Below are 23255 nucleotides of genomic sequence, written 5' to 3' on the forward strand. Positions count from 1 at the left end.
AATTCCCATCGCGGCGGCGGCCCGGGCCTGCCATGACGGCCCGCCATGGCCTACGAACTGTTGCTCATCGGTGGTGGTGCGGGCGTCGGAAAGACGACGGTCGGCTGGGAGGTGTCGGCAGTGCTGCAGGAGACGAGCACGGCGCACTGCCTGATCGAGGGCGACTTCATGGACCAGATCCACCCCGCCCCCGTCGGCGACCCTCACCGCTCGGCGATCACCGAACGGAACATCGCCGCGCTCTGGTCGAACTACGCGGCGCTCGGCTAGCACCGCCTCATCTACACCGACACGGTGAGCATCCTCGAAGCGCCGATGATCAGCCGGGCCATGGGCGGCCGGGGGACCAGAGCCACCTGCGTGCTGCTCACTGCCGAGGAGGCGACCGTGCGCGGGCGTCTCGCCCAACGGGAGATCGGGTCCCAACTGAGCGCCCACATCGAGCGCAGCCTGCGGATGGCACGGCAGTTGGACGAGCAGGCCCCGGCCGGTACGGTCCGCATCCCGACCGACGGCCGATCGGTTCAGGACATCGCCGCGCACGTCCTCCGGACCGCCGCCTGGTAGCCGGGGACGGGCGTCCTCTCGGTGCTGCCGTTCGAAGGCCGCACCCGGTGCCGAGAACGGACACCGGGCACCCCGCTACGACGTCGGCAGGACCGTCCGGCGCCCCGAGGTGCTGAGACGTCGGCGGCCCCGGAAGATCCTGACGGACGGAGAACGCGCTCAGTTCGGGCAGATGCCGCGGGTGTGGTCGACCGTGGCGGCGGCCTGCGAGTAGCGCCACTCGGGTGCCAGCAGGTTCGCGTCGAGCTGGGCGGCCGCGTCCGGGCTCTCCACCAGGTAGCCGAAGTCCTGCAGCCAGGCGGGGTAGAGGTTCTTCGAGCCGACGAAGAACGCCGAGCCGTCGACCGCGACGACCTTGTGGTGCAGTGCGTACGGGTGACCGTCGGCCCAGGTCGCGGTCGGCGCCGCGCGGAAGGAGGCGAGCTGGAGGTTCCGGCACATGGTGGCCCTCGCGCCGGACGCGTCGCCGGTCCGGGCCGCCAGCCGGGCCTGGAGCGCGTCGCTGATCTCGGAGAGGGATTTGATCTGCGAGTAGCCGCCGCTGCCGACCGTGCCGCGGTTGGCCGGGTCGCTCACCACGATGCGCACCTTCACGTCGGCGGCGAGCTTGGCGGCGAGCAGGTCGTAGAGGCGCAGGTCGTAGCGCGGCAGCGGCGGGCAGGTGCCGTTCGGGTCCTGCTGGGAGATCTCGATGTGGCTGGTGGCGCCGGCCACCAGGGCCCGGAGCGCGCTCTCCTCGGGGTTGACCGTCTCGTAGTCGCGGTCGCCGTTGGTGTTGTCGTGCAGGGCGACCAGGCCGCACTTGGCGTCGGAGGCGGCCGGCAGGTCCGGCTGGTGGGTGGAGGCCGGGTCTGCGCTCCGGATGCCGACGCCGAGGCCGCCGATCGCGATCACCGGCAGGTTGCCGGTGGCCGGCACGGGGCCGGGGTTGGCGTCCTTCTCCAGGTTCGGCAGGCAGGGCGCGCCGTTGCTGGAGGCGAACCAGGCGCTCGACAGCACTCCGGTGTTCTTGCAGGTCCAGCCCCACAGGGTGTCGAGGTAGGAGCCGGCCGAGGCGGCGGCGGGGCCGGTCAGCGCGAGGTCGACGTCGGACACCGGGTGGGTGGTGTCGATGTAGTCGTCCTTCCAGTTGTTGATGCCGCCGGTGATCACGCTGCGGCCGTCCACCACCAGCAGCTTGGAGTGGTTCCAGGACAGGGCGGTCCTCGAGGTGGTCATCGAGGCGACGTTCAGCGTGACGCCGGCGGCGGCCGGGCCGAGCCGGGCCAGCAGGTCGTCCCGGTAACTGGTCGGCAGCGCGGTGATGTTGTAAAGGGGGGCGGCCCCCACCAGGACCCGCACGGTCAGCTTGTTGCCCGCCGCCACCGAGGCCTTCAGGCCCGAGACGATCGCGTCCTGGAACGCGCCGTCGGGGAACGGCGCGAGGGTGGAGATGTGAGGCCCCTTAAAAATACCCGATAGTAACTTGAGGGTGTGTCAGGGGCCTGTCGGGATCCGCCCGCTGGGGCTGACGGCCCGGCTGCGCCGAGATCGCTCGTCGTCGGCAGGTGTCCGGAGATGGGGAGGAATTTCTTTCCGACCGCCTGCAACCTTTGGCCGGGCTCCACGTCTATGACAGTGAGAAGCGGGGCCGTGGTCGCCCCCCGGCCGCACACAAACCTGCTGCGGCCCGCTCGCCATCAGTCATTCAGTCATCAGTCATCAGCGCGCTGCTGCGGCCTGCCCGCAGAACGGTTTCAGGGGAGAACTGTGTCCGCCATCGTTCATGTTCGTCGTACCCGTCGTGCCATCGTCGTCGCCGCCGCCCTCGGTGTGGCCGCAGTCTGCGGATCGGTCGTGGCCGCCGCCCCGGTGGCCTTCGCGGGAGAGCCGTCGCACACCTCGCTCTCCGTCCAGGCCCCGGCCTCGGTCGGATTCGCCGGTGGGCCGGTCGAGTTCACCGAGGACATCACCAACTCGGGCCAGGAGAGCACCGGTTACAACCTGGAGCTGCAGACCGTCACCGAGGTCGGAACGCCGCCGGACGCGATCGTCATCGACTACAGGGACCCGGCCGACGGTACGTGGAAGTCGGTGCCGCTGGTGATGACCGGCACCTCCGGAGGCGTCGTGTACGACGGGACGGTGCCCGGGCTCACCGTCCCGGCCGGGGGGACTCTCAGGGTCGACCTGCGGATCGGCGCGCCGATGGGCCTGCCCCACAACGGCGCCACCAACGGTGGCTTCCGGTCCATCGCCCTGCGTTCCGCCGTCGTCGTCGACCCCCACGAGGCGGCGCAGGCCGAGGTGACCCGCACGATCAAGGTCACCTCGATCACGAGCTCGCTCGACCACGTGCCCGCGACCGTCGTCGCGGGCGGCGCGCCGGTCGAGTTCGACGCCACCCTCGACAACCCCACGCCGTCCGACTACACCAACCTCGGCAACGTCCTGTTCGTGGACCGGTACGCGACCGTGCAGGTGCGTACGGCGGACGGGGCCTGGCGGACGCTGGACAAGGTGGCCGGAATCGCGCCCGACGACCCCTACGGCGTGTACCTCCAGGGCCGTGACTCCAGCCTCCGGTCGGGTGGCAAGGCCGTCGCCCGGGTGCGGGTGTCGTACGACGCGAAGACTCCGGCGGGCACCACCACGCTCGGCCCGTGCGTGTTCGTCAACGAGGGCCAGCCGTTCCGGGGAACCACGAACTGCGGTACCCGCTCGACGATTCAGGTGCTGCCCGCCGCCACGAAGGCGCCCGAGCCGAGCCCGTCCTCCTCCTCGGCGCCGTCGGCCCCGGCCGGCGCCGCCGTGCCGGTCTCCGCGTCCTCCCCGAGCGCCCCGAGCGCCCCGGCTCCGGCGGAGCCGTCCACCACCTCCACCGCGCCATCCACCCACCAGGCCCGCGTCGCCGACGCCGCGCAGCCTGCCGCGCCGTCATCCGTGCAGCTCGCCTCCACCGGGGCCGACCACACCGCGGGCCTCGCCTTCGGCGGCCTTGCCCTGACGGCCGCCGGGGCCGGCGCCCTCTGGCTGCGCGGGGTGCTGCGCCGGGCCTGAGCACGCGCGGCGAGACCGAACGCGAAGGAGCCCGCCATCCTCCCCGGGTGGCGGGCTCCAGCCGCGGGCGGCACGTCGGGCGCGCGGCGTCAGCGCCGGCGCGCGGATGCTGGCCAGTACCCGCCCACCGAGGAGGCCCAGCCGGAGCTGCGGGCCGCTCTCTCCCGCCCGGACGCCGACGACCGGTCCGCCGCCTGGGCGGCCCTGTTCCGCGGGAACGGGGCCGCCCGGGGGAGCCGGTCAGCGTCAGTCGCAGTGCGGCAGGGACTCCTGGCTGCTGTCGTAGCTTCCGTTGGAGAAGTTCCACGTGACGGTCTGACCGTTGCAGTTGTGGCCGCCGGCGGTGAAGTTCCAGTTGCCGTGGTAGAGGCGGGTGTTCGAAACACCGGTCACCGGAATGTATCCGGAGTCCCACCACCACGAGCCGACGTTCGGCTGGGGCGAGCCCGTGTTCGAGTTGTAGTTCGAGCTGGACTTCACGTCGATCAGTCCGCCGTGCCAGTTGCCGTTGACGTAGTTGGTGTTCCAGAGGTTGATCTCGGTGTAGGCCTGCTTGCTGCAGGAGTTCCAGGCGAGGTAGGCCCGACCGATCGACTGGCCGCCGGCCACGATGGTGCGGGCAGGTCCGAGCACCTGGCCGCAGTCGGCCGCGCTGGCGGTTCCCGCTCCGACCGTGGCGAACGTGAGGCTGCCCGCGCTGGCGGTTCCCGCTCCGACCGTGGCGAACGTGAGGCTGCCCGCGATGACGGTGAGCACAGCCGAGGCGGCGCGCATACGCGTGCTGATCCGCATGACTCTCCTTGGGGAGAACTTCGAGGTGACTGTAGGTCACCCGTTGGCACCAATGCTTCCACCGGACGCGCACGCGGTCTATACGGATGACGTCAAGGGCCCGCTGGGGCGAGTTCACCCGGACGCCGCGACGAGGATGACGCCGGGCCGGGGCGCCGGGACGCAGAGTGGAAAGTCTGAAAATAATCTCGCGAAAGGGACGTGGCAGTGTGCGCAAGAGCCGGAGCGGGCCTCAGGGTGGGATCCGTCCTGGGCGGCCTGATGCTGACGGCGTGTTCGACCCCCGCCCCGCATGCCGTGGACGGCAGCGGCGGAGAGCCCCGCGGCAGTGCGGTGGTCATCGCGGCTGATCAGGAGGCCGGGCGGGCACCCGTGCCGGGTGGTCCGCCGCTCGCTGCGGCCGACCCGGGGCCCGGGCAGACCGACCCGGGGTCCGGGCAGGCCGGCGTTCGGGGCAGTGCGCTGATCGTCGCGGTCGATCAGGCGTCCCGGCAGGTTCTCGTCCTGGACGGCGAGACGGCGCGGGAGGCCGAACCCGAGGCCGACCGGTTGCCGGTGGTGTGGTCGTGGACCGCTGACGGCGACGATCGGCTGGCCGACCTGGAGCCGGCCCGCAGCTGGGCCAGGCCCACCGAGGCCAGGGACGTGGTGCTCGACGGTGAAGGCTCCCTCCTGGTCACCGCCTCGGGTGGCCTGGCAGCCCTGGTCGACACGGCGACCGGCACGCCGATCTGGGCCACGGACCTCGGCACCGCCGTCAACCCCCACAGCGCGGAGCTCCTACCGGACGGCAACGTCGCCGTGGTCGCCAGCACCGGTGGATGGGTGCGGCTGTACGCGGCCTCGGAGGGGCCTCGCAGCACCACCTATACCGAGCAGGAACTCGACGGGGCCCACGCCGTGCAGTGGGACGAGGGCGCGGAGCTGCTCTGGGTGCTCGGGGACGACACCCTGCTGGCCCTCCGGGTCGGTGGCACGCCCGACATCCCCTCCCTCACCCCCGAACGCAGCGTCCCCCTTCCGGAAGTCGGGGGACACGACCTCGCACCTGTGCGCTCCGCGCCGGGGACGTTCTGGCTCAGCACCGGCGACCGCCTGTGGCGCTACGACTCACACCTCGACCGCTTCGAAGCCGTCGGGCTGGGCGCGGAGGACTCGGCCCGCGGGATCAAGAGCGTGGGCAGTGAGCCCGTCACCGGTCGCCTGCTCACCGTCACGCCCGATCACGCGGGGCCCTGCTCCTGGTGCACCTCCGCCGTCACCTTCCACCACCCCGACGGGACGCTCGCCCTGACCGGAACCGAGCTGTACAAGGCCCGCTGGTGGACCACGCCGCTTCCTGGTCTGGGCCCGACGAACCGACCCCGGTAGCGCGGTCCTCCGGCAGCCGCGGGCCACGCTCGACGCCGAGGCGGGGCCTGCGGCGTCCTCGCCGGCGCGGCGGCCGGCGCGGGCGTCCGACCTGGCGGCAGTCCGACCCGCGGCAGTCGCCGTGGTCGTGCCGCGGGTGTGCGGGTCCTCAGCTCCGCGGCTCCTCAGCTGATGTACACGGCGGCCCCGCCCCGGCTTGCCACGTCTCGCCCGTGTCAGCGGGGGAGAGCGGACTTCACCAGGTCGTTCGCTGAAATGAGCCCCAGCCCCGGGACGGCGTCCCGCAGCACCTTCACGGCCCGGACCGGGTCCAGCACGGGGTCGACGTCCGCCGCGGACAGGATCCGGCTCGCCCACCGGCGGACACGCTCCTCGTCCGCCACGATCATCTGGCGATCCACCACACGCAGGGCTGCCTCCAACCCGGGTCGCTCCGCCGCGCCCGCCGTCTGTATTTCCGCCAGGAGCTCGGCGCGGACGTCGTCCAGGTCGTGCAGGACCACGACGGGGTGTGTGTTGTTGGTGAACACGCGAGTTCTCCGATCAGAGCACGAAGCTGAGCACGAAGCAGGGCAGGAGGCGGGCGACTGCTTGGTGGGCTCTCGTGTCAGACCTGTCGCCGGCTTCCCGTGGATTCCAACCTAAACCACCATGCGAACCTCCCGCTGCTGCGCCAGTGGCAGACTCCCTCGCCACGGAAACGGCCAGATCATCCGCACCACCGCGAGGTCGGTCCCGGCGAACTGATGTTCCCTCAGTCCGCGAGTCCCATATCCTCGCGTACGAGGGGAGGCCAACGGACCGTCATGACCGCCTCCCGCCTCCGCACACCGCCGTCGCACCGCTGCGCGACACGAATCCACTCGAACGAACCACGCCGTCAGCCGTGCAGGCCTTGGTCCGGCGTGCGTCGTGCGACGCCTCGTCCCGCCGCCGTCACCTTCGTCGACCACGTCGCCGACGTCCTGGGCGAGTCCTCCACCAGCGATGAGCCCGCGACCCCGGATGCCGCCACGCTGTCGCCCGGGCGCCTCGCCGAGCCTCTGCGACCACCATGTACTGGAGATTCCGATGCCCGCCCCCGGACCGACGACCAACGCCCCGCCGGTGAACGGGATACCGCCCGGGCGTCCGTTCTCCTGGCGATTCACCACCCCGTTGTTCGTCGGTTCGGCGCTCAACCCGATCAACAGCTCGCTGATCGCCACGGCCCTCGTACCGATCGCCCACGGACTCGGCGTGTCGATCGGGCAGACCGCCGCGCTGGTGACGGCCCTGTACCTGGCCAGCGCGATCGCCCAGCCCACCGCGGGCAAGGCCGCCGAGGTGTTCGGCCCACGACGGGTGTTCCTGGCCGGAATCGGACTCGTCATCGTCGGAGGACTCATGGGCGGCGCCGCCGACAGTCTTCCGATCCTCCTGATCAGCCGAGTACTGATCGGGTCGGGCACCTCGTGCGCCTATCCGACGGCCATGCTGCTGATCCGCCGCCGCGCCGAGGACGCCGGTCTGGACAAGCCGCCGGGCGGAGTGCTGGGCGGCCTGCAGATCGCCGGCATCGCCACCGCCTCGCTCGGGCTGCCCCTGGGCGGTGTTCTGGTGGCCGCGCTGGGCTGGCGATCCGTGTTCTTCATCAACGTTCCGGTCGCACTCGTCGCGCTGGTCACGACAGTGGCCTGGGTCCCACCCGACAGCCCACCCGACAGCCCGTCCGACAGCCCACCGGACAGCCCGTCCGACAGCCCACCGGACCGCAGCCGACGCGCCCGTGACGTCGCGGCCGCCCTGGATGTGATCGGCATCGCCGGGTTCGCCGCCGCGATGATCACGCTGCTGCTGTTCCTGTTCGCCCTGCCCGACGCCCACTGGTACCTGCTGGCGATCTCCGCCGTGCTGTGGATCGCCCTGGTGCTGTGGGAGCTGCGAGCCGGCACCCCGTTCCTCGACCTGCGCCTGCTCGCCGGCAACCGGGCCCTGACCAGCACCTATCTTCGCTACGGCCTGGTCCTGGTCTGCGCGTACGTGGTGCTCTACGGCGTCACCCAGTGGGCCCAGAGCGTCCGGGGCCTGTCCGGGACCGAAGCCGGACTGCTCCTGTTGCCCATGACGCTCATGTCCGGCCTGGTGATCTCGCTCGTCTCCCGGCACAACCCGGTGCGCGGACCGGTCATGGCAGCGGCCCTGGCCTGCCTCATCGGATCCGCCGGCGTACTGCTGCTCAGCACCTCGGGCTGGATCGGATGGGTCGTGGTGGTCACGCTCATCTTCGGCGTCGCCATGGGCACGTCCGGCGCGGGCAACCAGACCGCCCTCTACGAACACGCTCCCGCCGAACAACTCGGCACCGCCTCCGGCCTGCTGCGCACCTTCGGCTACCTCGGCTCGATCGTCGCTTCCGCAATCACCGGCATCGTCTTCCGCACCCACGTCTCCGACCGCGGCATGCACCTCATCGCCTGGATCATGGTCGGCGTCGGCGTCGTCCTGGTCCTGACGACCCTCGCCGACCGCACCCTGCGCACCCGGCCCGCCCCCTGAGCAGGTACCTGTGCTCCATGGCCCCACAGGTTCGCTCGACTTGTGTGTGGGGGGAGTCGAGGTGTTTCGGGAAGACGTCGTCGACCCGGCCACCTGCGAATGTGAACGGGGGAGTGGGTTCAACGCCTCTTTGCTGCGGGGGTGTTTCGTTCCCATGTACATATGCCCAGATCACTGGCGTCGCGCACCAGTCGTACACAGACTCGCATCTGCACGATCGTGCACCCGGCTCTCGCCCCAGAAGGTTTCTACCTGCATGCGTACCTCCTCCAGACCCGACGTTCCCCAGGCGCACCCGCCGCACCTGGTGGGGAGGTGCCGTCCGTGCTCCGGTACGTGACACGCAGGGCGGCGGGCTGGTTCCTGGTGATCGCCATGGCCACCAACGCCACCTACTTCCTCGCCAGTTGGTTCCTCGACCCGCGCTCGAACTTCAAGGAACTGCGTCCGGTCCGCACCGAGGAGCAGATATCCCGGGCCCTGGCCCCCTACAACCTCGACCCGCACGAGCCGCTGCTCCACCGCTGGTGGGACTGGCTGACCAGCGTGGTCCTGCACTTCGACTGGGGCCGCTCCCCGGTCGGGGTCCAGGTGAACGGGGAGATCGGCTACCGCTCCCTCGTCAGCGCCGAACTGGTGATCGGCGCGACGGTCCTGTCGGTCGTCGTCGGTGTCGCCCTCGCGGTCCACACCGCCTCGCGCCAGTACGGCTGGAGGGACCGGGCAGCCCAGGCCCTCTCCATGGCGCTGTTCAACGTCCCGGTGTCCATCGCCGCCCTCGCCCTGGTGCTGCTGGCCATCCGGCTGAACGAGCAGGCCGGTTGGCACTTCCTGTACGTCGCGGGGGAGAACTCGCCCGGCGTGGAAGGGTTCTGGGCGACGGTCGGTGACCGGCTGCTGCACCTGATCCTGCCGACGCTGACGCTCACCCTGACGGGCTACGTGGGCTACCACCTCACCCAGCGCTCCCTGCTGCTGGACGTCATCGGTTCCGACTTCGTGCGCACCGCCCGGGCCACCGGGCTCACCCGTGCCCAGGCGATCCGCCGGCACGCCCTGCGCACCGCCCTGATCCCCACCGCACAGTCCGTGGCCTTCAGCATCCCGGCCGTCTTCACCGGCGCGGTCCTCACGGAGACGATCTTCGGCTGGAACGGCATGGGCCAGTACTTCATCCAGACCATCGGCAAGAACGACGTGCACGGCACCGTGGCGACCGCCGCCTTCGCCGCCGCCCTGACCGCGATCGGTGCGATCCTCGCGGACATCGCCACCGTTCTCCTCGACCCGAGAGTGCGGGTGAGCTGAGATGGGCACCCCTGTGAGCCCCGACGCGACCTCCGAAGGCGTACTCGCCATCGCACCCGCGCGAGCCGCCGATCCGCCGCCCACCGGGCACGATGGGCGCGACAGGCATGACGTGCATGACGGGCACGACGGGCACTATCTGGGCCGGCGCCGTCTCTACCTACGGCGCTTCCTGCGCAACCGGATCGCCGTCGCCGGCGTGGTGATCTTCCTGCTGCTCGTGCTGTTCAGCGCGCTCGGCGACCTGTTCACCCCGTACGGCTACGCGGACGCCGACTTCTCGGCACTGACCCAGGCCCCCAGCGCCGAGCACTGGTTCGGCACCAACCAGGGCGGCAACGACGTCTACGCCGCCGCCGTGCACGGCCTCCAGCGCTCGCTGGTGATCGCGGTGAGCGTGTCCGTGCTGACCGTCGCCATCGCCGCGGTCGTGGGCGCGGGCGCGGCCTACTTCGGGGGCCGGGTGGAGAAGACCACCCTCGCCGTCATCCACTTCCTGCTGATCGTGCCCTCCTTCCTCATCCTCGCCCTGGTCTCGCACCGGCTGGCGGGCGACTGGCGGGTCCTCATCCTCGTGCTGACGGTGTTCGGCTGGATGTCCACCGCGCGCGTGGTCTGGTCGGTGTCCACGTCCCTGCGCGAGCGTGACTACGTGCGCGCCGCGGAGTACATGGGCGTGCGCCCCCTGCGCATCGTGGTGCGCCACATCATCCCGAACCTGGGCTCACTGCTCATCGTCAACCTCACCCTGGGCGTGGTCTCCACCGTGCTCAGCGAGACCGCCCTGTCCTTCCTGGGCTTCGGCGTGCAGACCCCGGACGTGTCGCTGGGCACGATGCTCGCCGACGGCGCGGGCACCATCACCAGCGCCCCATGGCTCTTCGCCTTCCCCGCCGGGCTGACCGTCCTGCTCACTGTCTCGATGACCTTCGTCGGCGACGGCCTACGCGACGCCCTCGACCCCACGTCCACCACCGGCGCGGCAGGAGGCCGACGATGACCCTCGCACCCGCCCACCACACCGGGCCCGTGGCCGGCTCCCCGGCCGGGCCCACCGAGCCCGCACCCGTCCTGTCCGTACGCGACCTGAGCGTCTCCTTCCCCTCCGAGGCCGGACCGGTGGAGGCCGTGCGCGGCATCGGCTTCGATCTGCTGCCAGGGCGCACCCTGGGCATCGTCGGCGAGTCCGGCTCCGGCAAGTCCGCCACCGCCCTCGCCGTCATGGGCCTGCTGCCGCCCACCGCGCGCCTCGGCGGCCGGATCCTGCTGGGCGGCCGCGACCTGGCGGCGATGGACGACAAGGGCCTCTCCCGGGTGCGCGGCAAGGACATCGGCATGGTCTTCCAGGACCCGATGTCCGCGCTCACGCCCATCTTCAGCGTCGGTCGGCTGCTCTCCCAGGCCCTGCGCGTGCACCGGGAACTGTCGAAGAAGGACGCGTGGGAGCAGGCGGTGGAACTGCTCGACCTGGTCGGCATCCCCGACCCGCGCGAACGCGCCAAGTCGTTCCCGCACGAGTTCTCCGGCGGCATGCGCCAACGCGTCGTCATCGCCCTGGCCATCGCCAACAAGCCCTCGGTCCTCGTCGCCGACGAGCCCACCACGGCGCTCGACGTCACCGTCCAGGCGCAGATCCTCGACGTGCTGCGCCTGGCCCAGCGCGAGACCGGCGCCGGCCTCGTCCTGATCACCCACGACCTGGGCGTGGTGGCGGGCCACGCCGACGACGTCGCCGTCATGTACGCCGGACGGATCGTCGAGCACGCGAGCGTCGACGAGCTCTTCCGCCGCCCCACGATGCCCTACACCGCCCGGCTGCTGGCCAGCGTCCCCGCCGTGGACAGCGGCGTCGAACGGCCCCTGATCCCGGTCGGCGGCGAGCCTCCCTCCCTGGTCGGCCTGCCCGGCGGCTGCCCCTTCGCGCCCCGCTGCGCGGTGGCCCAGGACGTGTGCCGGACCACCGAACCGGACCTGACCGCGCCGGACCTGACCGCACCGGACTCGACCGCACCGGTCGGGCAGCGCGGCCGCGTCGCCTGCCACCGCGCGCGGGAGATCGCCGACGGAACCCTCGACCCGGCCGGGCGCGCCGCTCCCGTGCCGCCGTCCCGCGCCGGAGAGCGGACCGCGGGCGAGGTGGTCCTGCGCGTGGAGGACCTGGTCAAGACCTTCCCCGTCACCAAGGGGGCCCTCCTCAAACGCCGGGTGGGAACCCTGCACGCGGTCAACCACGTCAGCTTCGAACTGCGCGCGGGCGAGACCCTGGGCCTGGTGGGGGAGTCCGGCAGCGGCAAGACCACCACGCTGCGCGAGGTGCTGCGGCTGCGCGCCCCCGAGGGCGGTCGCATCGAAGTGGCCGGCACCGACGTCGCCACGCTGCAGTCGGCCGCCCAGGTGCGCGAGCTGCGGCGCGACGTCCAGATCGTCCTCCAGGACCCGACGGACGCCCTGGACCCCCGCCTGACCGTCTTCGACCTGCTGGCCGAACCGCTCCAGGCCGCCGGTGCCGACCGGACGGCCATCCGGTCCCGGGTCACCCGTCTCCTGGACCTGGTGGGCCTGGACCGCGCCATGGGCGACCGCTTCCCCGCCGCCCTGTCCGGCGGCCAGCGCCAGCGTGTCGGCATCGCGCGCGCCCTGGCCCGCGAGCCGAAACTCCTGGTCCTGGACGAACCGCTGTCCGCGCTGGACGTCTCCGTGCAGGCCGAGATCATCAACCTGCTCGCCCGACTGAAGCGCGAACTGGGCCTGGCATACCTGGTGGTGGCGCACGACCTGGCCGTGGTGCGCTACGTCTCCGACCGCATCGCGGTGATGTACCTCGGGCACATCGTCGAGTCCGGTGCCACCGAGGAGATCTTCGCCCGACCCCGGCACCCGTACACCCAGGCCTTGCTGTCGGCGATCCCGGTGCCCGACCCGGAGCGCGAGCGCCACCGCGAGCGCGTCGTCCTCGCGGGCGAGCAGCCCAGTGCCACCCGGCTGCCGGAGGGCTGTGTGTTCGTCGACCGCTGCCCGCTGTACCGGGAGGCCGACGAGAGCGTACGGACCCGCTGCCGCACCGAGCGGCCGGCGACCATCGGCGCCCCGGACGGCTCCGACCACCAGTACGCCTGCCACGCGGTCTGACACCCGCCCCGTCCCACCCCCTTCTCACCGATTCCCACCAAGGACAACCCATGCGTCGGAAGCTCGCCCTGCCCCTCGCGCTCGCCGCGGCCGTCTTGGTCGCCGCCACCGCGTGCTCCTCCTCGTCCTCCTCCTCGTCCTCCTCCTCGTCTGCCTCCGGCGGATCCCCCGGCGGATCCTCCGGGCCGAACGCCGAGAACGCCGCCAGGGTCGCGTCCTCGGTCACCGACTACAACCCCCAGCCGTACGAGAACATCAAGGACGGCGGCACCTACACCACCGCGGGGACCTTCGACGAGCAGGGCAACCCCTTCAACGTCAACGGCACCCTGAACTCCTCGCGGATCTGGTCCTGGTACAACGCCCACGCCATCACCTACTCGCCCACCGGCGAGGTCCAGTACAACCCGGACTACTACAGCGACGTGAAGGTCTCGGTCGAGGGCGGCGACCAGAAGGTCGTCATCACCCTCAACCCCAAGGCCGTCTTCAACGACGGCACCCCCATCGACTGGCGGGCCATCGAAGCCACCTGGAAGGCCAACAACGGCTCGGACAAGGACTACGCGGCCTCCTCCACCGACGGCTACGACCGCATCACCTCCGTCACCCGGGGCGCCGACGACAAGCAGGCGGTCATCACCTTCAAGGGCGTCAACGCCTCCTGGTCCGCGCTGTTCACCACCTTCCTGCACCCCCAGGCCGCCACCGTCGACAACTTCAACAAGGCGTACGTCAAGACGGCCCACCCCGAATGGGGCACCGGACCGTACACCGTGGGCACCTGGGACGAGCACTCCGGCAACATCACCTTCGTGCGCAACCCCAACTGGTGGGGCCGGCCGGGCAAGCTCGACAAGCGCGTCTACGTCAACCTGGAGAGCGCCGCCTCGATCAACGCCTTCAAGAACGGCGAACTCGACTACGCCCCCGTCGGGACCGCGGAGAACCTCAAGCAGGTGAAGACGGTCAAGGACGCCGAGATCCGCAGCGGCGGCAGCCCCTTCGAGTACGCGCTGTACCTCAACGCCAAGTCCCCGTTCCTCGGTGACGTCCAGGTCCGCAAGGCGGTGCAGGAGAGCATCGACCGTCCGCAGATCACGAAGATCCGGTTCCAGGGCCTCGACTACACGGAGCCGCTGCCCGGCTCGGCGGTGCTCTACAGCTTCCAGCAGGGCTACCAGGACAACGTCGCCGCTGTCCTGAAGTACGACCCGCAGGAGGCGCGGAAGACCCTGGACGCGGCCGGCTGGAAGCCCGGAGCCGACGGCATCCGCGCCAAGGACGGCAAGCAACTCGAGCTCGGCTACACCGTGCTCGGCGACGACCCCATCGAGAAGGCCACCGCCGGAGCGCTCACCGCGATGCTCAAGGCCGTCGGCGTGAAGGTGAACGTCAACAAGGTCTCCGAGAACGACTTCTCCAAGGTGCTCAGCGACCGCCGCTTCGACCTGTTCATCTCCGGCAACCGCTCGACGGACCCCTTCGGCGCGCGGTACCTGTGCGACTTCTACTGCTCGGACCGCGACTCCAACATCACCGGAGCCGGAACTCCCGAGCTGGACAAGGAGATCCGCGCCACCGGCGAGATCGCCGACCTCGGCCAGCAGGTCGCGGCCGTCAACAAGGTCGAGCAGAAGGCCCTCCAGCAGTACGCCTTCCTGCCGCTCTACAGCGGCCCCTCCACCTACGGCATCAGGAAGGGCCTCGCCAACGTCGGTGCCACCATCTTCTACAGCCCGCTGCCCGAGACCATCGGCTGGCAGAAGTAGCACCGGCGTTCCGGCGCCCCTGCGGGGCTCGCGCGTGAGCAGCACCATTTGACGAGCGGGGCCGAGGACGCCGCGGCCCCGCAGCTCGCCGCCGCCCCCGGGCGCTCCCACCCGGGGGCCGGGGCGCCTCAACATCGGCCGCGCGCCTCCGGGTGGACGGCGCCGGGGGTGTGGAGCGGTGGCCGGGTGTCCGTCCCGCGTGGTGGAGAAGGGGGGATCTGCACCACGCGGGGAGGGGGAGCGGGTACGGGCGGGGGCCGGGACCGAGCGCGGGGCGCGCGGCCCGTCCGTGGGCGTGGGTGCGGGTGTGCAGGGAACGCTCCGCCGGCCGGCGTGAGGTGTGGACCGGCCGGCGGGGGAGGGTGATCAGGCCTGCGAGCGGCGGCGCGAGGCGACGACCGCGCCGGCGCCCAGCACGACGGCCGCGCCGGCGGCGGCGCCGAGCTGCCCGAGCGGGGCGGTCGAGCCGGTGGCGGCCAGCGAGCCACCGGCGGCGCTCCGGCCGTCCGTGGTGGCGGTGGTCGTCGTCGCGGTGGTCGTCGTGCCGCCGGCGGCCGAGACGGGGGCGACCGTGGCGTCGGGGGTCACGGTGGTGACCGCCCGGGTGGTACCGGAGCCGCTCCGCGAGGTCTCCGTAGCGGTCTCGGCAGTGGTCTTCGCGGCGGCCTGGTCCTTGGCCCGGGCGGTGAACTGGCCCTCCTTCAGGAAGGCCCGGACCTCCGCGATGCCGCCGTCGAGCGCGGCGAGGCCGGCCTTGCGGACCTCGGGCCCCCCGGCCTCGACGAGCTGCGAGACGTGGATCCGGTCGTCGCTCGCCCGCAGCGGCTCCAGCTGCGTCTTCAGGAAGTTCTCGACGTCCGCCGCGCTGCCGGCGAGCGCCTTCTCGGCCGCCTCCCGGACGTGGCGGCCGGTGCCCGCGTCGGCGAGGACGTCCTGGACCTTGGCGCGGTTCTCGTCCTCCGCCCGGGCGACGTACTGGCCGGTCTTCAGGAAGGCGCGGACGTCCTCGATGGTGCCGGACATCGCGGCGTTGGCGGCCTTCTTCACCGCCGGGCCGCCGTGGGACATGATCTGGCTGAGCAGGACCCGGTCGTCGTGCTCGGCGGCCGTCTTCAGCCCCGTGTCGAGGAAGCGCTCGACATCCGCGGCGGTTCCCGCCAGCGCCTGCTGGGCGCCCTCGCGCACACCCGGTCCGCTGTTCGGGTCGTCGAGGAGGTGCTGCAGCTTGGCGCGGTTCTCGTCCTCGGTCCGGGCCGTGTACTGGCCGACGTTCAGGTAGGCGCGGAACACGTCGAGGTCGTTCGAGCCGAACGCGGCGTTGGCGGCCTTCGTGACGGCCGGGCCGGCGGCGTTCATGGTCCGCAGGATCGCGATCCGCGCGTCGTCCCGGCGGATCCTGTCCGCCTCCACCGCGAGGAAGTGCGCCCGGTCCGCGGGGGTGCCGGCGAGGGCCTGGCCCGCGTGCTCGCGCAGGTAGTCGCTCGGAGCCGTGAGCAGGTAGTCGTTCGGGTAGACGAGCAGCCTCTCGATCGCCGCCCGGTTCTCCTCGTCCGCCTTGGTCTCGGCCGGGTCGGTCTGCTCCTGCCCCGTCGGGACGGTGTCGGCGAACGCCGGGGCGGCGCCCAGGGCGACGGGCGCGGCGGCTGCGGCGAGGAGGACGGCAGCGAGCGAATGACGGATCTTCAACGGTCCCCCGGGATCTGCAACACGGATGAGCCAGTCGCGGCCTCGCGACGGTCGGCCGAGTGATCGTATAGCAACGGTACCCCCCGCTGGCGAACACATTTCCGTCACGTCCCACGCTTCGGCTTCGTCGCGCACCGCCTGGTCACACCAGCCGGGAGAGCTGCCCGGGGTCCCCGTCCCTACCCGTTCGGGACGCCGTCCCGGTCCGCGCCGTCCACACCCCGGGCCCGGCACACCCGCCGCCCGCTCCGCACCGGCCCGGTCGGTGCGGCTCCGGTCGGCGCCCCCGTTCCGACCGTGACCCTCGACAGCTTCGGCTGGGGCGGCTGAGCCGGCCGTGGAGATCGTCTACGCCGACCTGATCCCCCGACAGCCCGGCGAAGGCGTCCGGCCGAGCGGCGAGGCCGAGCCGGGCGACCCGAAGGCGGCCCGACGCCCCGCGCACCACCGGGGAGGTGCCGTCAACCTCGCCCGCCGGGAACGGAGGCGAGGCGGCCGAGCATCGCCATCACGGTGATCCGCGCGTCCTTGTCGTTCGTCACCGCACAGTGGGCATCGACGCCTCGCTCGTCCGGTGCTTCATCCGGCTCGGTCAGGCCCACCCGGACCAGGTCGACGGCGTACTCGCGGCACCGGGAGTAGTCCGCTACGGCGCGCACCGCCTCGACGTGGTCGATGCGGCCGGGATCCGCAGCGCGCAGCAGCGCGGGGGTGGGCAGCGGGCCCAGCACCTCCCCGATCCACCCCGCGACGGTCTCCCGGGGGCAGCCCCGCTCCAACCGCGAAGCGCTCGCCGCGGCGAGCGCCAGGTGAATGAGGAGCGACCCGAACCAGCTGGCGGCCTCGGCCGGAGGCGTGTCCGTGCCCGCCGGCGGCATCACGGCGCGGTACAGCGCAGCCGGGTCATCGGCGTGTGCGGCGGCGGCGACTGCCTTCACGGCGCTGCCGAGGGCAGCCTGGTCGATGGTCACGTCGGTGCTTCTTTCCATAGTCGGCAGCCGTCAACTTACCGCTCCGGCACGGTCGAAGGACCGTCAACCGCATCATTGTGTGGAATCAGCTCCGTCAGGCAGCGGTCGTCATCCGGTGGCTGTCGTGATCTGCTGTGCGGCTGCTGCTCGTGCAGCGGCCTCTTCCACCTGGCGTCGGCGGGATTCACCTCGGCTCCGGATGAATGCGCGCCGACGACGTGGCGCGTCGCTGCTCCGGTTCCGGAACTCCTTGACCGCGACGCTGTCGGACAGCCGCCATCGGATGGTGCGGCCTGATGCTTCGGGGACGGCGGTGAGGCTGTCGAGTTGCTCGGCGCTTCGGTGCAGTTCGAACCCCCGGTGGCCGTGGCCGTCGCGGGTTCAGCATGGACCTCCCGGACCGCACTCTCGGGGACGGGCGGTCACGTTGACGATCGGCAACAGCGTCGCGGTGGCTGGGACGCCGGTCTGACGTGGCGTAGGCCCTGCTGGCGGTGCGCAGCGGCCTTCGGCCCGGGCCCTGGCCGAAGGCCGCCGGGTGCTACTGGGCGCTATCGGGGTCGGTGCGGTCGGTGCGGTCGGTGCGGCCGGTCGCCGGGTTCCTGGGTGGGGAACTGTTGGCCCGCGCCCGGAAGGGCGGGCGCCGGATAGTTCGACACCTCGTACTTGGCCAGTTCGAGCTGCTCGGCGGTCGGGGGCAGCGCCGGGGCCTTGCACACGCCGCCGTTGAACTGGAAGGCCGAGGTCAGGTCCCCGAAGGCGTTGCGACGCCAGTCGGTGACGGTGGCCGACCGGACCCCGGTGAACCGTTCCAGGAATTGCAGCACCGAGGTGTGGTCGAAGGCCTCGCCGGCGACCCAGCCGCCCACCGTCCAGGGCGAGATGATGATGCACGGCACCCGGAAGCCGCCGCCGATCGGCAGACCGCCGACGAACTCGCCCGGCGTGGCGGCCGGGGGCACCGGTGGCGGCACGTGGTCGAACAGCCCGTCGTTCTCGTCGTAGTTGAGGATGAACACCGTCTTCGCCCAGACCTCGGGGTTCGAGGCGACCGCCTCGATCTTGGAGGCGACGTAGTCGGCACCGGCGGCGGGCAGGTAGTCCGGGTGCTCGGACTGGTAGCCGGTCGGCAGGATCCAGGAGACGGCGGGCAGCCGGTTGTTGCGCGCGTCGTCCTCGAAGGTGCCGGCCGGCCGGGCCGTCATGCCCTTGCGGTGCAGCGCGCTGCCGGGCGCGGCCTGCTGGAAGCTCTTGAAGAGCGAGAGCATGTTGGTGCCGTAGTTGTCGGCTTCCTGGTAGACCTGCCAGCTGACGCCGGCCGCCTCCAACTGTTCGGGGTAGGTCTTCCAGGTCAGCGGCTCGGGTGCCGAGTTGCTGATGATCGGGCCGCCCTGGCCGCCCTGGCCGCCGTCGGCTCCGATCGAACCCGTCATCCAGTACAGCCGGTTGGGCCAGGTCGGTCCCTGGACCGAGCAGAAGTAGTTGTCGCAGATGGTGAACGACTCGGCCAGGGCGAACTGGAAGGGGATGTCCTCCCGGGTGTAGTACCCCATCACGTACGGGCCGTTGACGCCGTCGGCGGACCGGTGCGCGGGCAGCCACCGGTCCATCTTCCCGCCGTTCCAGGCCCGGTGCTGCACCGACCAGGAGTGGCTGGTGGACGGGATCGCCTGCGCGCTCGTGGTGAGGGTGTCCAGGTGGAACGGCAGCAGGTAGCCGTCCGGGTTGACGCTGTCGGGCTGGTAGAACACCGAGCGCCCGTTGTCCAGCCGCAGCGCGTTCGGGTCCGCGAAGCCGCGGACACCGGCCAGCGTGCCGAAGTAGTGGTCGAAGGACCGGTTCTCCTGCATCAGCAGGACCACGTGCTGGACGTCCCGCAGCGAACCGGCCTTCGGTACCCCCGCCGCTACCGCTCGTTGGACACTCGGTGGCAGCAGGCTCATCGCCGCTGCCGCTCCCATCGCGCCGGCCGCCGATCCCAGCAGCCTCCGTCGGGTTATTCCGGACATCAGCCCCACCCTCTCCGTCGCGCCGGTGCGCGTGCGGGATGTCACCGCACCGGACCACCTGTGGCCTTCCCCCGGGAGCTTCGAGGCAGTGGAGACGGCGGATGAACAGCCAAGGAATGTCAGGTACCCGACAGGCACTGAAGGCGCCCCCGCACCACGCTGCTGACAGCTCCGAAGGGATGCCCGAACGCCGGGCGGGGGGCGGTCCGTACGCTGTTCGAAGCCGGGCCTCCGGGGCACGGTCACCACGGTGACCTTCTACCAGAGGCCGGCAAAGTCGGGTGGTGACCGCAGATTCCCGATCATTCGCCCGTCGTTCAGGAACAACGTGGACCACCGCTCACCTGGTTGCCGAGGCCCTGGTGCGCGGGGTGGCGGCCGGGCAAGCTAGTTTGTCCGGGTGAGTCTCCTCGATGATGTGGCTGAGCGCGACGGCTGGCGATGCTGGGTGTGCGACGAACCGGTCGACCCCGACAAGTCGGTGAACGATCCCAGGGGGCCCAGCGTTGACAGCCGGACCGCCGACCGGAAGGCCAAGGTCGCCGAGCGGCTCGCGCACCGCGGGTGCAACACCCGCAAGGGCGCGGTCAAGGTGGTCATCGCCTGGCCGGACCGCCTGTACGTGGCCGAACCCGCGCCGCTGATCACCGTTGCCACGAGGCTGGAGCGCAAGGGGGGCCGCGAGATGGTGGGCCGTTGTCCGACCAGGCAGGACGCCCAGGACGCGGCGGATTGGTTGGTGGACCGGTTCTCCCGACTGGCACCGGGGCTGCCGGTGACCGCCGACATCGAGGCGGGCGGCGGCCAGTTCCTCGTCATCCTGGCCACCGGCCGCCGCTGATCGGGGACCACCAGCGCACACTCGCGTCGAGCCGAACCGTCGACCCACATCGACCCGCCCTGACAAAGGCTGGCCCACGGGCGCGTGACGGGCTGCGACTGCTCGACCGGCGGGCGACCCAACCGAGCGACCCACCCCCGCGCGTGCGGGGCCGACGCGCCACCGTGCGCTGCCAACGGCCGAACGATCTTGTCGCTGGCCTCCAGTAGTCGGCCGCGTCGTCAGCTGGCGGAGATCAGGATGTCCACGAGCGGGCGGGTCCGGTTGATCGCGCAAGGTGAACTTCGACCTCAGGACAGTTTCGCTTCGGGGGCGAAGGCCGGCAGCTTCTCGAGACTGCTGCGCACGGCCTCGGCGCCGTACTCGAACATCTGCCGCTCGTAGTCGTCGACCGCACTGAGCAGATCCTGGCGGCCTTCGCGTGCCTCGATCAGGCAGCGGCGCAGCAGGTCGGCGTCGCGCAGTGCGGTGTTCGCACCGTTGCCGCCGGTCGGGGAGATGGCGTGGATCGCGTCGCCGAGCAGCGTGACCGGACCGGACGCCCAGCGCTCACCGGGCTTGACCACCCGGATGGACAGCAGGGTGCTGTTGTCCGGGTCGGCCTGCTCGATCAGCGTGCGTAGCTGCGGGTGCCACCCTTCCATCCTGGACAGCACGGTGTCCTGCGCGGTCAGGTTCTCCGGTGAGCCGTTCGGCGGCAGGATCATGGCCCAGCGCACGTAGTCGCCGATGTCGGGCAGCGTGACTTCGGGGGCCAGTTGCTGGGTGGCCTGCTTCGGCGGGGTACGGAAGCGCATCGCGCCGAGCAGCAGGCTGACGCCGTCGCCCGCGATCTTCGAGCCGTATGCCTTGGACAGGCCGGCGAACTCGTCGGTCAGCGGGGTGCGGCCGATGACGAACCGGACGCCGGTGTCGGTCGGGGTGGTCTGCGGCGACAGCACCTCGCGGACCGCGGAGGTGACGCCGTCCGCGCCGACGAGCAGGTCGGCGGTGGCCGGGTCGCGGCGGGCGAACTGGGCTTGGACATTGCCGTCGGCCAGCACGTCGTAGCCGGTCAGCGCGGCATCGGTGTGCACGGTGAGGCCGGTCAGCAACAGGTGTCGCAGTACCTGCCGGTCGACCACGATGCCGGTCCGGCCCGCGCCGAGCCTGCCGATCTCGTTCAGCTGCGGGTCCAGGATCAGCTGCTCGGCGGAGGCGTCCATGACGATCTCGTCCAGCAGCGGGTGCCAGCGCGTCGGCAGGCAGTCGCGCACCGCCTGGAAACCGATCGGGTCCAGCACGAGCCGGTAGCCCTGGAATCGTGCGGCGATCCCCGGGTCACGCTCGAACACGTCGGCCTCGATCCCGGCACCGCGCAGACCCTGCGCGAGGGCCAGGCCTCCCAGGCCTGCTCCGACAATGGAAACTCGCATCGCATACCTCCGGAACATCGGTACGAACTTAGTTCGTTTCGGTGATCTAAGTTCTACTCAACGAACTTAGATCGCGTCAAGGTATAGTGGTCGGCATGTCCGCCGATCCCCGCCAACGCCGCGCAGCTCGCCACGCCCAACCCGCAGCGGAGGTCGCCGCGTCGGCGCCACGCAAGAAGCCGATCACCGTCGAACGGATCACCGACGCCGCCCTGGAGGTCGTCGCCACCGAGGGGTATGACGCGCTGACCATCCGCCGGGTCGCCGCCGTGCTCGGCACCGGTCCGTCGTCGCTGTACGCGCACATCGTCAACAAGGACGACATCGACGATCTGCTGATCGGCAGGCTCTACGCCGAGGTCATGCTCCCCGAACCGGACCCGGCCGCCTGGCGCGAGCAGCTGCTCGGGGTGTACACACAGATCCGCGACCTGTACCTGGAATACCCTGGAATCTCGCGCGCCGCGCTGGCCATGGTGCCGACCAACCTGGAAACGCTGCGAGTCGGCGAAGGAATCCTGGCGATCCTGCTCGCGGGCGGCATCGAACCGAGGACGGCCGGATGGGCCCGCGACGCGCTCTCCCTCTACGTCAGCGCCTATGCACTGGAGCAGTCGCTGGTCCGGCAACGGCGCCGGCACCAGGATCACGAATGGGTGCTCAGCCACGAGGAGTTGCTGGACCGCTTCACCGCACTGCCCGCCGAGAAGTTTCCGCACACCCGACGCCATGCCGCCGAGCTGATCTCCGGCACCGGACACGACCGCTTCGAGTTCGCCCTCGGCCTGCTCATGAACAATCTGCGGCCCACATCCGGTTGACCCGCGGCGTGCGGTGGCCACATGGCGCCGAGACGATCACAAGGCACGTGGAGAAGAAGTCCCTGGCCATCCACTCCCAGCTGATCAACTGCACCGCCTCCGAGGTCGCTGCGATGATCGAGGGCACGATGCGGCACGACACCACCATGGACGTGGAGGCCAACTACACGGACTCGCACGGCCAGTCGGAAATCGGGTTCGGCGTCACGAGGCTGCTGAACTTTGATCTGCTGCCGAGGACCAAGCGGATCAACAAGGTGAAGCTGTACCGGCCGGGCCGGCGAGCCGGACGCCTACCCGCAGCTGGCCCCGGCGCTGACCCGCCCGATCCGCTGGGAACTCATCACCCAGCAGCACGATCAGATAGTCAAGTACGCGACCGCGATCCGGACCCGTACCGCGTCCACCGAGGCGATCCTGCGCAGGTTCACGGGCCAGCGCTCGGCCGTCTGACACGCGCCCGCGGAGTCAGCGGTCAGTGTTGAAAGCGGTAGCGGGTCTGGCTGTACGTCTCGCCCTTGCCGAAGGCGAATCCGGCCTCCGGGTCGATGCGGTACAGCAGGACCTTGCCGGAGCGGATGGTGCCACCGAGGCCGTGCCAGGTGCCGTCCGGGCTCGTCAGCAGGTCGCCGTACTTGCTCTCGTAGGCGTCGGCGGTGGTGCTGCGTTCAGCCGGATCGCACACCAACTCGGCACGTCCCTCGATGGTGATGTCGATACCGTCGAGGACGTTCGTGCCGGTCGTCATGACGCAGTGGTCGTTCGCGTGGAGGTTACGCGTCTTGCGCTCTTGGTCACCGGTGGCGAAGTACAGGGCGCCGCCGGTCCAGACGGCCAGCAACGGTGTCACGTGGGGCCGGCTGTCGGGCCGGACGGTGGACAGCCAGAACAGTCGCGCCTGCTCCAGCTCACGCAGTGCGGTCGGCCAGGGGGTCGCGTCGGCGCCTGAGTCGCTGAAGGGTCCGATCTCGGCGACCGGGTCACGGTCTGACATGG

The 23255-nt window shown here is 71.0% G+C and carries 17 protein-coding genes and 2 pseudogenes; 11 read left to right on the forward strand and 8 right to left on the reverse strand.

Annotated elements, in window-relative coordinates; genetic code table 11:
• Nucleotides 1-45: 45 nt before the first annotated feature.
• Nucleotides 46-567: pseudogene (locus tag ACIOGZ_RS11970) on the forward strand (hypothetical protein).
• A 159-nt stretch (nt 568-726) separates the two neighbouring features.
• Here ACIOGZ_RS11970 and ACIOGZ_RS11975 read toward each other — a convergent pair.
• Nucleotides 727-1932 (reverse strand): phospholipase, encoded by a 1206-nt coding sequence (locus ACIOGZ_RS11975; RefSeq protein WP_400985739.1) that lies wholly within the window; start codon nt 1930-1932, stop codon nt 727-729.
• Between the two features lie 384 nt (nt 1933-2316).
• On the opposite strand from ACIOGZ_RS11975, the gene ACIOGZ_RS11980 reads away from it, so the two are divergent.
• Complete coding sequence (locus ACIOGZ_RS11980) at nt 2317-3606, forward strand: hypothetical protein (RefSeq protein ID WP_400985741.1); 1290 nt, start codon at nt 2317-2319, stop codon at nt 3604-3606.
• 246 nt (nt 3607-3852) lie between these two features.
• Here ACIOGZ_RS11980 and ACIOGZ_RS11985 read toward each other — a convergent pair whose 3' ends face one another.
• Nucleotides 3853-4398 (reverse strand): hypothetical protein, encoded by a 546-nt coding sequence (locus tag ACIOGZ_RS11985; RefSeq protein ID WP_363587107.1) that lies wholly within the window; start codon nt 4396-4398, stop codon nt 3853-3855.
• Nucleotides 4399-4635: 237 nt separating this feature from the next.
• Here ACIOGZ_RS11985 and ACIOGZ_RS11990 point away from each other — a divergent pair, with 237 nt between their 5' ends.
• A complete protein-coding gene (locus ACIOGZ_RS11990) occupies nt 4636-5769 on the forward strand; it encodes a DUF6528 family protein (protein ID WP_400985743.1) in 1134 nt (377 codons plus the stop codon).
• 215 nt (nt 5770-5984) lie between these two features.
• Here ACIOGZ_RS11990 and ACIOGZ_RS11995 read toward each other — a convergent pair whose 3' ends face one another.
• A complete protein-coding gene (locus ACIOGZ_RS11995) occupies nt 5985-6299 on the reverse strand; it encodes a hypothetical protein (protein ID WP_363587105.1) in 315 nt (104 codons plus the stop codon).
• A gap of 541 nt (nt 6300-6840) precedes the next feature.
• Between ACIOGZ_RS11995 and ACIOGZ_RS12000 the strand changes: the two genes are divergently transcribed.
• From ACIOGZ_RS12000 to ACIOGZ_RS12020, 5 genes are all read left to right on the forward strand, one after another.
• Complete coding sequence (locus tag ACIOGZ_RS12000; RefSeq protein WP_400985745.1) at nt 6841-8307, forward strand: MFS transporter; 1467 nt, start codon at nt 6841-6843, stop codon at nt 8305-8307.
• Nucleotides 8308-8631: 324 nt separating this feature from the next.
• Nucleotides 8632-9615: an ABC transporter permease gene (locus ACIOGZ_RS12005; RefSeq protein ID WP_363587103.1), complete on the forward strand. Its 984-nt coding sequence runs from the start codon at nt 8632-8634 to the stop codon at nt 9613-9615.
• A 1-nt stretch (nt 9616) separates the two neighbouring features.
• Nucleotides 9617-10615, forward strand: coding sequence for an ABC transporter permease (locus ACIOGZ_RS12010; RefSeq protein ID WP_400985747.1), 999 nt, complete (start codon nt 9617-9619; stop codon nt 10613-10615).
• Nucleotides 10612-12744: a dipeptide ABC transporter ATP-binding protein gene (locus tag ACIOGZ_RS12015; RefSeq protein WP_400985749.1), complete on the forward strand. Its 2133-nt coding sequence runs from the start codon at nt 10612-10614 to the stop codon at nt 12742-12744. Before ACIOGZ_RS12010 ends, ACIOGZ_RS12015 begins: the two co-directional genes overlap by 4 nt.
• Nucleotides 12745-12794: 50 nt before the next feature.
• A complete protein-coding gene (locus ACIOGZ_RS12020; RefSeq protein ID WP_400985751.1) occupies nt 12795-14516 on the forward strand; it encodes an ABC transporter family substrate-binding protein in 1722 nt (573 codons plus the stop codon).
• Nucleotides 14517-14882: 366 nt separating this feature from the next.
• Here the strand turns inward: ACIOGZ_RS12020 and ACIOGZ_RS12025 are convergent, their stop codons facing one another.
• From ACIOGZ_RS12025 to ACIOGZ_RS12035, 3 genes are all read right to left on the reverse strand, one after another.
• The gene (locus ACIOGZ_RS12025) at nt 14883-16202 is read right to left on the reverse strand and encodes an ALF repeat-containing protein (RefSeq protein WP_400985753.1); all 1320 of its coding nucleotides are present in this window, start codon (nt 16200-16202) and stop codon (nt 14883-14885) included.
• A 461-nt stretch (nt 16203-16663) separates the two neighbouring features.
• Nucleotides 16664-17173, reverse strand: a complete 510-nt coding sequence (locus tag ACIOGZ_RS12030; protein WP_363623780.1) for a hypothetical protein — start codon at nt 17171-17173, stop codon at nt 16664-16666.
• 551 nt (nt 17174-17724) lie between these two features.
• Nucleotides 17725-19182 (reverse strand): alkaline phosphatase family protein, encoded by a 1458-nt coding sequence (locus ACIOGZ_RS12035; protein WP_400985755.1) that lies wholly within the window; start codon nt 19180-19182, stop codon nt 17725-17727.
• A 400-nt stretch (nt 19183-19582) separates the two neighbouring features.
• Between ACIOGZ_RS12035 and ACIOGZ_RS12040 the strand changes: the two genes are divergently transcribed.
• On the forward strand, nt 19583-20023 hold the full coding sequence (locus ACIOGZ_RS12040; RefSeq protein WP_400985757.1) for a hypothetical protein: 441 nt from the start codon (nt 19583-19585) through the stop codon (nt 20021-20023).
• A 290-nt stretch (nt 20024-20313) separates the two neighbouring features.
• On the opposite strand, the gene ACIOGZ_RS12045 is transcribed toward ACIOGZ_RS12040, so the two are convergent.
• On the reverse strand, nt 20314-21438 hold the full coding sequence (locus tag ACIOGZ_RS12045) for an FAD-dependent oxidoreductase (protein ID WP_400985759.1): 1125 nt from the start codon (nt 21436-21438) through the stop codon (nt 20314-20316).
• Between the two features lie 95 nt (nt 21439-21533).
• On the opposite strand from ACIOGZ_RS12045, the gene ACIOGZ_RS12050 reads away from it, so the two are divergent.
• The gene (locus ACIOGZ_RS12050) at nt 21534-22259 is read left to right on the forward strand and encodes a TetR/AcrR family transcriptional regulator (protein WP_363587092.1); all 726 of its coding nucleotides are present in this window, start codon (nt 21534-21536) and stop codon (nt 22257-22259) included.
• 44 nt (nt 22260-22303) lie between these two features.
• Nucleotides 22304-22691 (forward strand): annotated as a pseudogene (locus ACIOGZ_RS12055) (Tn3 family transposase); the annotation flags it as partial.
• Nucleotides 22692-22734: 43 nt separating this feature from the next.
• On the opposite strand, the gene ACIOGZ_RS12060 reads toward ACIOGZ_RS12055, so the two are convergent.
• Nucleotides 22735-23253, reverse strand: coding sequence for a pyridoxamine 5'-phosphate oxidase family protein (locus tag ACIOGZ_RS12060; protein WP_400336135.1), 519 nt, complete (start codon nt 23251-23253; stop codon nt 22735-22737).
• Between the last annotated feature and the right edge of the window lie 2 nt (nt 23254-23255).

It is taken from the genome of Kitasatospora sp. NPDC088160 (assembly GCF_044741445.1).
Classification (GTDB): domain Bacteria; phylum Actinomycetota; class Actinomycetes; order Streptomycetales; family Streptomycetaceae; genus Kitasatospora.

What these genes read in the sequence shown, in the direction of transcription:
- ACIOGZ_RS11985 (WP_363587107.1), bottom strand. Translation starts at nt 4,398, where the DNA reads ATGCGGATCAGCACGCGTATGCGCGCCGCCTCGGCTGTGCTCACCGTC.
- ACIOGZ_RS12000 (WP_400985745.1), top strand. Translation starts at nt 6,841, where the DNA reads ATGCCCGCCCCCGGACCGACGACCAACGCCCCGCCGGTGAACGGGATA.
- ACIOGZ_RS12010 (WP_400985747.1), top strand. Translation starts at nt 9,617, where the DNA reads ATGGGCACCCCTGTGAGCCCCGACGCGACCTCCGAAGGCGTACTCGCC.
- ACIOGZ_RS12015 (WP_400985749.1), top strand. Translation starts at nt 10,612, where the DNA reads ATGACCCTCGCACCCGCCCACCACACCGGGCCCGTGGCCGGCTCCCCG.
- ACIOGZ_RS12020 (WP_400985751.1), top strand. Translation starts at nt 12,795, where the DNA reads ATGCGTCGGAAGCTCGCCCTGCCCCTCGCGCTCGCCGCGGCCGTCTTG.
- ACIOGZ_RS12035 (WP_400985755.1), bottom strand. Translation starts at nt 19,182, where the DNA reads ATGTCCGGAATAACCCGACGGAGGCTGCTGGGATCGGCGGCCGGCGCG.
- ACIOGZ_RS12045 (WP_400985759.1), bottom strand. Translation starts at nt 21,438, where the DNA reads ATGCGAGTTTCCATTGTCGGAGCAGGCCTGGGAGGCCTGGCCCTCGCG.
- ACIOGZ_RS12050 (WP_363587092.1), top strand. Translation starts at nt 21,534, where the DNA reads ATGTCCGCCGATCCCCGCCAACGCCGCGCAGCTCGCCACGCCCAACCC.
- ACIOGZ_RS12060 (WP_400336135.1), bottom strand. Translation starts at nt 23,253, where the DNA reads ATGTCAGACCGTGACCCGGTCGCCGAGATCGGACCCTTCAGCGACTCA.